General features: G+C 72.5%; 8 protein-coding genes. 3 read left to right on the top strand and 5 right to left on the bottom strand.

What is annotated here, in order from left to right:
- Positions 1-28: 28 nt before the first annotated feature.
- Positions 29-3,499 carry an ATP-dependent helicase gene (locus ACGH52_RS25405; protein ID WP_399942609.1) on the bottom strand — a complete coding sequence of 1,157 codons (3,471 nt, stop codon included), beginning with the start codon at positions 3,497-3,499 and terminating at the stop codon, positions 29-31.
- Between the two features lie 266 nt (positions 3,500-3,765).
- The gene (locus ACGH52_RS25400) at positions 3,766-4,173 is read right to left on the bottom strand and encodes an MGMT family protein (protein WP_059300694.1); all 408 of its coding nucleotides are present in this window, start codon (positions 4,171-4,173) and stop codon (positions 3,766-3,768) included.
- Positions 4,174-4,358: 185 nt separating this feature from the next.
- Between ACGH52_RS25400 and ACGH52_RS25395 the strand changes: the two genes are divergently transcribed.
- From ACGH52_RS25395 to ACGH52_RS25385, 3 genes are all read left to right on the top strand, one after another.
- Positions 4,359-7,136 (top strand): lysylphosphatidylglycerol synthase transmembrane domain-containing protein, encoded by a 2,778-nt coding sequence (locus ACGH52_RS25395; protein WP_121701853.1) that lies wholly within the window; start codon positions 4,359-4,361, stop codon positions 7,134-7,136.
- Positions 7,137-7,230: 94 nt separating this feature from the next.
- The gene (locus tag ACGH52_RS25390; RefSeq protein ID WP_121701854.1) at positions 7,231-8,781 is read left to right on the top strand and encodes an alpha/beta hydrolase; all 1,551 of its coding nucleotides are present in this window, start codon (positions 7,231-7,233) and stop codon (positions 8,779-8,781) included.
- 141 nt (positions 8,782-8,922) lie between these two features.
- Positions 8,923-10,464, top strand: a complete 1,542-nt coding sequence (locus ACGH52_RS25385) for an alpha/beta hydrolase (RefSeq protein WP_399942604.1) — start codon at positions 8,923-8,925, stop codon at positions 10,462-10,464.
- 71 nt (positions 10,465-10,535) lie between these two features.
- Here the strand turns inward: ACGH52_RS25385 and moeZ are convergent, their stop codons facing one another.
- From moeZ to ACGH52_RS25370, 3 genes are all read right to left on the bottom strand, one after another.
- Positions 10,536-11,714, bottom strand: coding sequence for an adenylyltransferase/sulfurtransferase MoeZ (gene moeZ / locus ACGH52_RS25380; RefSeq protein ID WP_059300698.1), 1,179 nt, complete (start codon positions 11,712-11,714; stop codon positions 10,536-10,538).
- 63 nt (positions 11,715-11,777) lie between these two features.
- Positions 11,778-12,527, bottom strand: coding sequence for a spherulation-specific family 4 protein (locus ACGH52_RS25375; RefSeq protein WP_399942601.1), 750 nt, complete (start codon positions 12,525-12,527; stop codon positions 11,778-11,780).
- Complete coding sequence (locus tag ACGH52_RS25370) at positions 12,515-13,573, bottom strand: NAD-dependent epimerase/dehydratase family protein (RefSeq protein ID WP_399942598.1); 1,059 nt, start codon at positions 13,571-13,573, stop codon at positions 12,515-12,517. The genes ACGH52_RS25375 and ACGH52_RS25370 overlap by 13 nt, the downstream gene beginning before the upstream one ends.
- Positions 13,574-13,655 lie beyond the last annotated feature (82 nt).

Here is a 13,655-nt window from a genome sequence, read left to right as displayed (position 1 = left end):
GTCTCCGATCCCCGGTCCCCGTCGTCGCTCACTCCACTACGTGCCGGCCCTCGGGCCGTGCGCTGCAGGACGCGCGGAAGGCGCAGTGGGTGCAGTGCTGGCCCGTGGTCGGGGTGAACCGTTCGTCGAGGACCTTGCCCGCGGCCGTGGCCAGCAGGTCGCCGACCCACTCGCCCTCCGGCCCCTGCTGCGACTCCTGCGTCTGCACCTTGGGCAGGGTCTCGCCGCCGTCCCGCCGGGGCGCGCCCTGGCGCAGGTGGACGAGTTCGGCGCCGCCCGGTTCGGGGCGCACGCCGTCGAAGGCCTCGTCGACGGCGCCTTCGCGGACGGCGAGCTGGTAGACGGCGAGCTGGGGGTGGCGGGCCACCTCCGAGGACGTGGGCGCCTGTTTGCCGGTCTTGAAGTCGACGACGTAGGCGCGGCCGTCGCCGTCGGTCTCCACGCGGTCCATCTGGCCCCGGATGCGCACCTCGTAGTCGCCCGCCTCCAGGGTCACGTCGAAGTCGTGCTCGCTCGCCACCGGGGTGCGCCCGGCGCGGTCCATGACGTGCCACTTCAGGAAGCGTTCGAGCGCCACGCGCGCGTTGGCCTTCTCCTGGGCCGACTTCCAGGGCGCGTCGAAGGCGAGCGCGTTCCACACGGAGTCCAGGCGTTCCATGAGGACGGCGAGGTCGGCCGGGGTGTGTCCGGAGGCCACCTCGTCGGCGAGGACGTGCACCACGTTGCCGAAGCCCTGGGCGGTGGTCGCGGGCGCGTCGGCCTTCACCTCACGGCCCAGGAACCACTGCAGGGCGCAGGTGTTGGCCAACTGGTCCAGGGCGCTTCCGGAGAGGGTGACGGGCTGGTCGCGGTCGCGCAGGGGCACCTTGCTCTCGGTCGGGTCCCACATGCCCCACCAGCGGTAGGGATGGGCGGACGGCACCAGGGGGCGGCCGTCCTCGTCGGTCAGCGCGGCGAGGCGGGCCAGACGGCGTGCGGCGGCCTCCCTCAGGGGCGCGGAGACGCGGGGGTCGACGGTGGTGGCCCGCAGTTCGGCGACGAGCGCCGCGACGGCCAGGGGGCGGCGCGGGCGGCCGGTGACGTCGGCGGGTTCGACGCCCAGTTCGGTCAGGAACCGGGAGGGCTGGTCCCCGTCGTCGGCCGGTGCCTTCACCGCGGTGACGACGAGTCGTTCACGCGCGCGTGTGGCGGCCACGTAGAACAGGCGGCGCTCCTCGGCGAGCAGGGCTCCGGGGGTGAGCGGTTCGGCGAGCCCGTCGCGGCCGATCCGGTCGGCCTCCAGGAGGGAGCCGCGGCGGCGCAGGTCCGGCCACAGACCCTCCTGGACACCGGCGACGACGACCAGCCGCCACTCCAGCCCCTTGGAGCGGTGCGCGGTCATCAGGCGGACGGCGTCGGGGCGTACGGCACGCCGTGCGAGGGTGTCGGCCGCGATGTCCTCGGCGTCGATCTGCTCCAGGAAGTTCAGGGCGCCCCGGCCACCGGTGCGCTCCTCCGCGCGGGCGGCCGTCGCGAACAGCGCGCACACGGCGTCCAGGTCGCGGTCGGCGTTGCGCCCGGCCGCGCCGCCGCGCCGGGCGGAGCGCTCCAGGCGGGTGGGCCACGGGGTGCCGTCCCACAGGTCCCACAGCGCCTCCTCGGCGCTGCCGCCTCCCGCCAGGCGCTCACGTGCCTTGCGCAGCAGCGCGCCGAGCCGCTGGGCACCGCGCGCGTACGCGGGGTCGTGCACGGCGAGCCGCTCCGGCTCGGCCAGCGCCCGCGCGAGCAGTTCGTCCGAGGGCGGCGGCAGTGGGTTGCCGGCGGCGCGCTGCTCGTCGCGCAGGGCACGGCCGAGGCGGCGCAGGTCCGCGGCGTCCATACCGGCGAGGGGCGAGGTGAGGAGGGTGAGGGCGGTCTCGGTGGGCAGCCAGCACGGATCCTCCGCGCGGTGCGCGCGTTCACCGCGCGTGGGCCGCGCCTCGGCGTCGGCGTCGGCGTCGGCGGTTGTGTCGGCGGCGGTGCCGGTGTCGGCCGGGGGCTCGGGCACCGGTGCGTCGTTCGACGCCGCCTCGGACACGGCCTGCTCGGCCGCGCCGGTCCCGGACCGCTCCCCCGCCCCGGCTCCGGCCTCCGCCTCCGCCACGGCTCGCAGCGCTGTCAGCAGGGGCGCCACCGCGGGCTCGTGGCGCAGCGGGAGGTCGTCGCCGTCGATGTCCAGGGGGACGCCGGCCGCGCTGAGGACACGGCGGAGGGTGGGGATGGCGCGCGCACCGGCGCGTACCAGGACGGCCATCTCCCCCCACGGGACGCCGTCCTCCAGGTGCGCCCGGCGCAGGATGTCGGCGATGTTGTCCAGCTCGGTGCCGGAGGTCGGGTACGTGTACACCTCGACCCGCCCGCCGTCCCGCTCCGGGGACAGCTCACGGTGGGCGCGGACCTTGTCGGCGGGGAGGCGGGTCAGCGGCATGCGCCGCGTCAGCAGCCGGGTGGCGGCCAGCAGGGCGGCCCCGGACCGGCGTGAGGTCCGCAGCACCTCGACCGGCGCCGGACGGCCGTCCGCGCACGGGAAGGCGGTCGGGAAGTCCAGGATGCCGTTGACGTCCGCGCCCCGGAAGGCGTAGATCGACTGGTCGGGGTCGCCGAAGGCGACGAGGGTGCGTCCGCCGTCCGCCAGGGCGTGCAGCAGCCGTACCTGGGCAGGGTCGGTGTCCTGGTACTCGTCGACGTACACCGCGTCGTACTGGGCGGTCAGGTGCGCGGTGACCTCGGGGCGGCGGGCGAGGAGCACCGCGCGGTGGACCAGTTCGGCGTAGTCGAGCACGCCCTGGAGGTCGAGCACGTCGAGGTACTCGGCGAGGAAGAGGGCGGCGGCACGCCAGTCGGGGCGGCCGATGCGCCGGGCGAAGGCGCCGAGCGCGTCCGGGCCGAGTCCCAGTTCGCGGCTGCGGGCGAGCACCGCGCGGACCTCGTCCGCGAAGCCGCGTGTCGTCAGGCAGGCCCGCAGCTCGTCGGGCCAGCGCACATGGGCGAGCCCGAGCCGTTCCAGGTCCACCTGGCCGGCGAGCAGTTCGCGCACCGTCACGTCCTGCTCCGGGCCGGACAGCAGCCGCAGGGGTTCCACGAACAGATCGCTGTCCTGGTGGGCGCGGACCAGGGCGTAACCGAAGGAGTGAAAGGTCGTGGCCCGGGGGGCGCGTGCGGCGCCGATGCGCAGCGCCATCCGGTCGCGCAGCTCGACGGCCGCCTTGCGGCTGAAGGTCAGCACCAGGATGCGCTCGGGGTCGCCGCCCTCGGCGATCCGGTCCGCCACCGACTCGACCAGCGTGGTGGTCTTGCCGGTGCCCGGCCCCGCCAGGACGAGCAGCGGTCCGGCCCGGTGGTCAACCACGGCGCGCTGTGCGGCGTCCAGACGAGGGGGGTCCACGCGTGCCGGCGGGGTACGCACCAGTCGGTAGGCGCCACGGCTCCCCCGTCGCACCTGGGGGTGCGACGGGTGTCCGGTGGAGGAAGAGGAGCTCACGTGGTTCGCCGGTCCTGGTGGGTGTGCTGGTGGGCCGTCCGCGCCGCGGGCGGGGCGGTGGCCGCGGGATGAGGGGGACGCGTGCGGCCGACGCTACGCCGACGGAAAAGGCGGAAGTAGCGCTTCCTCTTCTTCCCTCGGGTCACTCGTGGCACGAGCGCCCCCTGCCCCACGAACGTACGTCATGCCACGGACATGCCCGAAGCGCCCCGTTTACCTCTTACGGATCACATGTCACACATCGGCCCGTCGAATGGCGGAAGCTGTCAGGTGTGACCCTGTGCGCGTCCGTCGTGCTCCTGCGAGCGTCCACCGCCGTCCCACCGCGCCCGCTTCAGGTCGAGGCGCGGCAGGTGCCCCTCGGCGGCTCTGCTCGCCTCCCTCAAGGGCGTGCCCTCCTCCCGGTAGCGGTCGAGGGCCTCCAGTTCGTGCCCAGCGAGCAGGACGCCGTCCGCGCGGACGACACGCCACCAGGGGACGCCTCCCCCGTAGAGGGACATCACCCGGCCGACCTGGCGGGGTCCCCCCTCCTCCAGATACTCGGCCACGTCCCCGTACGTCATGACGCGGCCCGGCGGGATCACCTCGGTCACGTCGAGGACCCGCTCGGCGTACTCGGGCAGCGCGTCCGCGTTCTCCGGACGGTCGCCGTCCGGAAGGCTCTGCTCGCTCATCCGACCCATCCTGCCGCACCCCGCCGACAACGCGACGCACACCCGAAGGCCCGCGTCCCTCGCCCGCGGGCGTCGCTTCGGGCAGACTGTGCGGCCCGCACGGGCACCCTGATGCCTGCCGAGTCCGACGCGGCATGCCACCATCGTGCGGGCGGTGACCAGTGATACGAGAGCAAGAAGAGGCGATGAAGCAGCAGGGTGTGCACCCCGACGACGCCGAGGGCACCTCTGACGCCTCCTCGCGCGCGGACACCGCGGACGCGGGCGACACGGAGACCGGCGAGCGGCCGGCCGAGGGCCCCTCGGCGACGGCCGCCGACCCCGACGACGTGGCCCACATCGACGAGGTCGAGGGCGACGAACCGCTGCTCCCCGCGCGCGTGCACCGGCCCTCCGACCTGGTGCGCCTCCTGGTGGGCGTGCTCGCCGTCGCCGTACTCCTGGCCATCGCCGCCTTCGCGCACGGCACCACCTCGGGCCTCGAACAGGACATCAACAAGGGCACCGGCCAGGCTCCCGACCTGCTCATCAAGATCGCGGGACTGGCCTCCAGCATCGCGATCCTCCTGGTGCCCGTCGCGTTCGCGATCGAGCGGCTGATCAAACGGGACGGGCTGCGGATCGCCGACGGCGTACTGGCGGCGGTCCTCGCGCACGGGGTGACGCTCGCCACCGACCTGTGGGTCGCCAAGGCCGCTCCCGGCTCCATCCAGGAGGCGCTCACCCAGCCGTCCCCGGGTGACATCCACGCGCTGACCGACCCCGTGCACGGCTACCTCGCCCCAGTCATCGCGTACATGACGGCCGTCGGTATGTCCCGCAGACCCCGCTGGCGCGCGGTGCTGTGGATCGTGCTGCTCCTCGACGCCTTCTCGATGCTGGTCACCGGTTACACGACGCCGTTCTCGATCATCCTGACCGTCCTCATCGGCTGGACCGTCGCCTACGGCACCCTGTACGCCGTCGGCTCCCCCAACGTCCGGCCCACCGGCCGGACGCTGATGGCGGGCCTGCGGCACGTCGGCTTCCGGCCGGTGACCGCCGCCCGGCAGGAAGCGCCGTCCGACAGCGTCGAGACCGGGGACCGCGGGCGCCGCTACTTCGTCACGCTGGAGGACGGCCGGCCGCTCGACGTGACGGTGGTGGACCGCGAGCAGCAGGCGCAGGGCTTCTTCTACCGCGCGTGGCGCAACCTCACGCTGCGCGGCTTCGCCACCCGCAGCAGCCTGCCCTCCCTGCGCCAGGCGCTGGAGCAGGAGGCGCTGCTCGCCTACGCGGCGATCGCGGCCGGTGCCAACGCCCCCAAGCTGATCGCCACGTCCGAGCTGGGACCCGACGCCGTCATGCTCGTCTACGAGCACACCGGCGGACGCTCGCTGGACTCGCTGGCGGACGAGGAGATCACCGACGACCTGCTGCGCGGGACCTGGGAGCAGGTGCGGGCGCTGCAGTCCCGGCGCATCGCGCACCGCAGGCTGGTGGGCGACGCGATCCTGGTGGATCGTTCCGGCACGGTGATCCTCACCGACCTGCGCATCGGTGAGATCGCCGCCGGTGACCTGCTGCTGCGCATGGACATCTCCCAGCTCCTGGTGACGCTCGGCCTGCGGGTCGGTGCCGAACGCGCGGTCGCGTCGGCGGTGGGTGTCCTCGGCCCCGACGCGGTGGCGGACTGCCTGCCCATGCTCCAGCCCATCGCGCTGAGCCGCTCCACGCGCGCGACCCTGCGCCGACTGGCGCGGGAACGGGCGCAGCGCGAGCGCGAGGCGGTACTGGAGTCGTCCCGGCAGGCCAAGCTGGCCCGCGCGGAGGCGGCCGGTCACGACACCACGAGCCACGCGCCGGAGCAGACCGACCCGTCCACCCCCGCAGACAAACCGGACAAGAAGGCGGTGCGTGCCGAGCAGCGGGCCGAGAAACGGGCCGTGGACGAGGCCATCGAGGAGGCGCGCGAGGAGGACCTGCTCACCCAGATCCGCCACGCGGTGCTGCGCATCAGGCCGCAGGCCCCCGTCGAGCCGGCCCGGCTGGAGCGGGTGCGGCCGCGCACGCTGATCAGCTTCATCGCCGGCGCGATCGGCGCCTACTTCCTGCTGACCCAGCTCACCCACATCGAGTTCGGACCCCTGATCTCGAACGCCCAGTGGGGCTGGGTGGCGGCGGCCGTGCTGTTCTCGGCGGCGAGCTACGTCGCCGCGGCGATGTCCCTGCTGGGCTTCGTGCCCGAGAAGGTGCCGTTCCTGCGGACCGTGGCCGCGCAGGTCGCCGGATCGTTCGTGAAGATCGTCGCCCCTGCCGCGGTCGGCGGCGTCGCCCTGAACACCCGCTTCCTGCAACGCGCGGGCGTGCGCCCGGGGCTCGCGGTGGCGAGTGTCGGCGCGTCCCAGTTGTTCGGGCTCGGCTGCCACATCCTGATGCTGCTGTCCTTCGGCTATCTGACCGGCACCGAGAAGACGCCGTCGCTGTCGCCGTCCCGGACGGTGATCGCCGGGCTGCTGACCGTGGCGGTCCTGGTGCTCGTGGTGACGTCGGTGCCGTTCCTGCGCAAATTCGTCGTCACGCGCGTGCGGTCGCTCTTCGCCGGGGTGGTGCCGCGCATGCTGGACGTGCTGCAGCGGCCGCAGAAGCTGATCACCGGCATCGGCGGCATGCTGCTGCTCACGGCCTGCTTCGTGATGTGCCTGGACGCCTCGATCCGCGCCTTCGGCGACGACTCGACGTCGATCAGTCTGGCGAGCGTCGCGGTCGTCTTCCTCGCGGGCAACGCCCTGGGGTCCGCCGCGCCGACACCGGGCGGTGTGGGCGCGGTGGAGGCGACGCTGACGGTCGGTCTGATCGCCGTCGGCCTTCCCAAGGAGGTCGCAGCGCCCGCGGTGCTGCTGTACCGGCTGCTCACCCTGTGGCTGCCGGTACTGCCGGGCTGGCTGGTCTTCAACCACCTCACGCGCAAAGAGGCGCTGTAACCGGACGCGGGAACGGTGCTCCGTACCCCATAGCCCGTAGCCCGTACGGCCCTGGCCCCGAGCACGCACTCCCGCGCGACCGCACGATGGACGCATGCCGAATCCCTCCCGGCTGCGCGCCGCCGCCCTGACCGCCACCGCCCTCGTGCTGTCCGCCCTGCTGGCGGGCTGCGGCGGCGGGTCGCAGGAGGACGACGAGAACCTGACGGGCCAGAAGCTGGACTGGAAGGACTGCCCGTCACCGTCCGAGGCCGAGGGTGGCGGCGCCGCCCCCTCCCCGCTGCCGGACGGCGACGCGTGGCAGTGCGCCACCATGAGGGCCCCACTCGACTGGGACGACCCCGAGGGCGACACGATCGGCCTCGCGCTGATCCGCGCCGAGGCCAGCGGCGCGGCGGACCGGCGGATCGGCTCGCTCGTCTTCAACTTCGGCGGTCCTGGCGGGTCGGGCGTCACCACACTGCCCGCGTTCGGCCAGGACTACGCGAAGCTGCGCACCCGCTACGACCTGGTCAGCTTCGATCCGCGCGGCGTCGGCCGCAGCGATCCCGTGGAGTGCCTGGACGACAAACAGCTCGACGCCTACTTCCAGCAGGACGCCACCCCCGACGACCGGGCCGAGCGAACCGAGTTCGTGAACAACACGGAGGAGTTCAACGCGGCCTGCGAGAAGAACTCGAAGAAGATCCTTCCGCAGGTGCGCACGACCGACGCCGCCCGCGACATGGACCTGATGCGCCAGGTGCTCGGCGACGAGAAGCTGCACTACTTCGGCATCTCCTACGGCACCGAACTCGGCGGCGTCTACGCCCACCTCTTCCCCCGGCACGTGGGCCGTGCCGTCTTCGACGCGGTCGTCGACCCGACGCAGACGGCGGAACAGAGCTCACTGGGCCAGGCGAAGGGATTCCAGCTGGCGCTCGACAACTTCGCCGAGGACTGTGTGTCGAAGACCGAGGACTGTCCCATCGGGGACACCGCCGAGGACGTCAAGGCGCGCATCGCCCGGCTGCTGAAGGACCTCGACCGCGATCCGATCCCCGGCGTCTTCCCCCGCGAACTCACCGAGACCGCCGCGACCGGCGGCATCGCACAGGCGCTGTACTCGAAGGACTTCTGGGAGTACCTCACCGAGGGCCTGGAGCAGGCGTACGACGGGGACGGGCGGGTCCTCATGGTGCTGTCGGACGCGTTGAACGGGCGCAACGAGGACGGCCAGTACAGCAACATCACCGCCGCGAACGTCGCCATCAACTGCGCCGACGACAAACCCCGGTACGACTCCGCGTACGTGGAGGGCAGGCTGCCCGAGTTCCGGGACGCCTCCCCGTTGTTCGGCGACTACCTCGCCTGGTCCATGCTCAGCTGCACCGACTGGCCGGTCGCCGGTACCGCCGACCATCCGGACGTCAGCGCCCCGGGCGCACCGCCGATCCTGGTGATCGGCAACACCGGCGACCCCGCGACTCCCTACGAGGGCGCCGGGAGGATGGTGGACGCGCTCGGCAAGGGCGTCGGCGTGGAACTGACCTACAAGGGCCAGGGGCACGGTGCCTACGACAGCAAGAACAGGTGCGTGCAGGACGCGGTGCACGGCTATCTGCTCGACGGCAGGGTGCCGGCGGCCAAAACCGTCTGCTCCTGACCGAGGACGGCGCCACAGATCGGGCAAAGCAGCAGGTCGGAGCGTTATCCACAGGCGTCGGCGGGCTCTGCCCGCTCCACCTACCATGGCAGCAACGCCATCCGCCGCACGGTGCGGACGGCTTGCCAGGGGGGAGAGGACATGGCGCGTCTCGTCCGGTGGACGGCTCTGACGGCCGCCGCCGCACTGCTGACGGCGGGCTGCAGCGGCGGCTCGTCCGACGAGGACAAGGACGACGGGGGCAGGAGCAGCGCGGCACCTTCGGCGGCGGCCCCGTCCGGGGTGCCGAAAGCGCTGGCGTCCCAGACTTTGGACTGGGCCCGGTGCAAGGGCACCGACGAGGCCCCGGCTCCGGACGGCGACTGGCAGTGCGCCACGCTCCGGGCGCCGCTGGACTGGTCCGACCCGGACGGCGAGACGATCGATCTCGCACTGATCCGGTCCAGGGCGAGCGGGGACGACCGCATAGGCTCCCTGCTGTTCAACTTCGGCGGCCCCGGAGGTTCCGGCGTCTCCATGATGCCGTCCTACGGCGACACCGTCTCCTCCCTCCACCAGCGGTACGACCTGGTGAGCTGGGACCCGCGCGGGGTGGCCACCAGCGAGGGCGTCCGCTGCCGCACCGACGAGGCGATCGAGGCCGCCGAGTCGGTGGACTCCACGCCGGACACCGCGGCCGAGGAGCGGGCCTACCTGAAGGACGCCGCCGACTTCGGCAAGGGCTGTGAGAAGGCCGCCGGCAAGCTCATGAAGCACGTCTCGACCACGGACACCGCTCGCGACCTGGACCTGATGCGCCATGTACTGGGCGACGAGAAGCTGCACTACTTCGGCATCTCCTACGGCACCGAACTCGGCGGCGTCTACGCCCACCTGTTCCCCGAGCGCGTGGGGCGTGTGATCCTCGACGCCGTGGTCGACCCGGGCGCCGACACGATGGGCCACGCGGAGAACCAGGCCAGGGGCTTCCAGCGCGCACTGGACGACTACCTGGAGTCGACCGGGCAGGAACCCGGACAAGGGTCCCGGAAGATCGCCGGCCTGCTGGAGCGCCTGGACGCGGAGCCGCTGCCGACCTCCTCGCCGGGCCGGAAGCTGACGCAGACGCTCGCGCTCACCGGGATCGTGCTGCCGCTGTACAGCGAGAGCGGCTGGCCGGCCCTGACCAGTGCGCTGGAGGCGGCCGAGAAGGGCGACGGCTCCGAGTTGCTGGCGCTCGCCGACGGTTACAACGAGCGTGATCCCTCGGGGCGCTACGGCACGACGACCCACTCGCAACGAGTCATATCGTGCCTGGACGACAAGCAGCGGCCGACCGTGGAGGAGACGAAGAAGCTGCTGCCGACGTTCGAGAAGGTGTCGCCCGTCTTCGGCGCCTTCCTCGGCTGGGACACCGCCGGATGGTGCCACGACTGGCCGGTGGCCGGTCAGCACGAGACGCCGGAGGTGAGCGCACCCGGAGCGGCCCCGATCCTGGTCGTCGGCAACACGGGCGACCCGGCCACGCCCTACGAGGGCGCCCGGAGGATGGCGGACGAACTGGGCAAGGACGTCGGCGTGGTGCTGACCTGGAAGGGCGAGGGACACGGCGCGTACGGGAGCGGGAGCGACTGTGTCGACTCCGCGGTGGACGCCTACCTGTTGAAGGGGACGGTGCCGAAGGACGGCAAGGTCTGCTCATGACGGCGGCGGGGGCTTCGGGCACCCGCGGTGCGCGAAACCCCCGCCGTCCGGGAAGCGGGTCCGGGAGCCGGTCAGTAGACGGGCTTCGCCGGTTCGATCTGGTTGACCCAGCCGATCACGCCGCCGCCGACGTGGACGGCGTCCGAGAAGCCGGCGGACTTGAGGACCGCGAGGACTTCCGCACTGCGGACACCCGTCTTGCAGTTCAAGACGATCTTCTTGTCCTGCGGGAGGCTCTCCAGGGCGGAGCCCATGAGGAACTCGTTCTTCGGGATCAGCCGGGCGCCCGGGATGGAGACGATCTCGAACTCGTTCGGCTCACGGACGTCGATGAGCTCGATGTTCTCGCCGTCGTCGATCCACTCCTTGAGCTGCTTGGGAGTGATCGTCGAGTCGGCGGCGGCCGCCTGGGCCTCCTCGGACACGACGCCGCAGAAGGCCTCGTAGTCGATGAGCTCGGTGACGGTCGGGTTCTCGCCGCAGACCGCGCAGTCGGGGTCCTTGCGGACCTTGACCTGGCGGTAGGTCATCTCCAGGGCGTCGTAGATCATCAGGCGGCCGACCAGCGGCTCGCCGATGCCCTGGAGGAGCTTGATGGCCTCGTTGGTCTGGATGGAGCCGATGGACGCGCACAGCACGCCCAGCACACCGCCCTCGGCGCAGGAGGGGACCATGCCGGGGGGCGGGGGCTCCGGGTAGAGGCAGCGGTAGCAGGGGCCGTGCTCGGACCAGAAGACGGAGGCCTGGCCGTCGAAGCGGTAGATCGAACCCCAGACGTAGGGCTTGTTCAGCAGCACGCAGGCGTCGTTGACCAGGTAGCGGGTCGCGAAGTTGTCCGTGCCGTCGACGATCAGGTCGTACTGGCTGAAGATGTCCATCACGTTGTCGGCCTCAAGCCGCTCCTGGTGAAGGATCACGTCCACGTACGGGTTGATGCCCTTGATGGTGTCACGGGCGGACTCGGCCTTGGGCCGGCCGATGTCGGCCTGGCTGTGGATGACCTGCCGCTGCAGGTTCGACTCGTCGACCTCGTCGAACTCGATGATGCCGAGCGTGCCGACACCGGCTGCCGCCAGGTACATCAGAGTCGGCGAGCCGAGGCCGCCCGCGCCCACGGCGAGCACCTTGGCGTTCTTCAGCCGCTTCTGCCCGTCCATCCCCACGTCGGGGATGATCAGGTGGCGGGAGTACCTGCGGACCTCGTCTACGGTGAGCTCGGCGGCCGGCTCGACCAGGGGTGGCAGCGACACGGGGACTCCGTTGGTCGGTCAGTAATTACGGTTGTTCTTCCGGTAACACTGCCACGCCCTTTTTCATTCCGAGACACCCGTCCCGACTCGCGAGACGATTTCGTCCCAGTAGCCGGGCATCGTCTCCCAGGGGTCGGCCCGGCCGCCGCGGTCCGTGCGGTCGGTGAAGTAGATCGTGGCCGCTCCCTGCCAACGGGCGATGCGCAGCGCTTCCTCCAGGTGCCCGCGCGGCAGGCCGTGCACGAAGTGGCAGAAGCGCTCGGGCGGATAGTCGGCGCTCCACTCGGCCGCCTGGGACCAGCGGTAGTCGGCCCAGGTGCCCGCGAAGGTGACGAGCTGGTCGGCGTTCTCGGCATAGCCGGGACAGGGGTGGGTGCCGTGGCCGAGGACGATGTGGGCATCGTCACGGATCGTCCGCAGGGTGGTGACCGTACGGCGGACCTCGGGAAGGGCGGTCCGGTCGGACGGGCAGTGGGCGAGGAGGAATCCGTCGACCTGGTACCAGTCGAGGTACCGGTGGGCGTCGGAGATCTGTTCGCCGAGGCTGCGGGTCCCGTAGGCGGCGTCGAGATGGCCGAGGACGCGGACGCCCGCGTTGCGCAGGCGACCGGCGGCCTCCAGGCACCGCGGGTCGGGGTGCGCCCCGGGCCCGTTGGCGATGTTGAGGACGACCCAGTGCAGCGGGATGCAGGGGCTGGTGAGGCCGGCCCACTCGTCGGGGGCGACGAGGGGGTGGGCCAGCCCCGGGACACCGAGCCCGGTTCGGACACCGGTGCTCGCGGTGCCGGTCCTGGTACTGGTCAGATACGGCATGCCGCCTCCATCCAGATATCGGCGAGGGACTCTTCGAGGGCGATGCGGGGCCGCCAGCCGAGCCGGTCGCGTGCGGTGCGCACATCGGCCTGCTGCCAGCTGCCGCAGCCGTCGGGGTACGGGTGGGGGGCCGGTGCCGCGTGCTCGGGGTCCGTGCGCTCGCCGCGGCTTCCGAGGGGGTCCGGGCGGTGGTGGCCGAGGACCTCTGTCCGGTGGTGGCCGAGGGCGTCGACGCGGTGGCCGACGGACTCGGTACGGGGATGGCCGATGGTGGGCCGCAGCGCGCCCGGAGGGCCGTCGAGTTCGTGCAGGGCGCCGCCGTAGCCGGCGACCCGGGCGAGGGTGGCGGCGGCGTCGCGCAGGCGGACGGCGCGGCCGGAGCCGATGTTGATGACGCCCTGGGCGGCGGAGAGCGAGGCCGCGTGCACCGCGCGGGCGACGTCGCGGACGTCGATGAAGTCCCGCTGGGCGCCGAGGCCACCGAGCCGCAGCTCACCGTCGCCGGACTGCATCGCGCGCCGCATCGCCTCGGCGAGCCGCCCCAGCGGCGAGCCGGCGGGCGTGCCGGGCCCCGCGGGCGAGAAGACCCGCAGGACGACGGCGTCCAGGCCGGAGCCGAGGACGAGTTCGGTCGCGGCGAGTTTGCTGACGCCGTAGGGGCCGCCGGGGCGGGGCACGGCGTCCTCCGCGGTCGAGGAGCCCGGCTGGCTGGGGCCGTACTCGGCGCTGCAGCCGACCTGCACCAGACGGGCGCCGCAGCCGCTGCGGCGCAGGGCCTCGCAGACGGTGGCGACGGCGACGGTGTTGTGCCGGGTGAGTTCGCGGGCACCGCCCCGGGTGGTGCCCGCGCAGTTGACGACCACGCCGGGATGGACCGCGTCGAGGAAGCGGGTGAGGGCGCCGGGGCTTCCGGTGGCGAGGTCGAAGCGGACGTCCGCGTCGTCACCCCGGCCGAGGGCGGTGAGCTGGACGGCCGGGTCGGCGAGCAGACGGTCGGCGACGAAGCGGCCGAGGTAGCCGTTGGCTCCGATCAGCAGAACTCTCATCGGGCGGCTCCCGGTGCCGAGGCGTCGGGTCGGGAGGTGGTCATCTGGGGGCTCCTTCAGGGGGTGTTACGAGGGTGTTGGA

Origin of the sequence: Streptomyces sp. BBFR25, assembly GCF_044590125.1 — a bacterium.
Classification (GTDB): domain Bacteria; phylum Actinomycetota; class Actinomycetes; order Streptomycetales; family Streptomycetaceae; genus Streptomyces; species Streptomyces canus_D.
The sequence above is the reverse complement of the archived record's forward strand: the minus strand, read 5'-3'. Positions and strand labels throughout refer to the sequence as shown.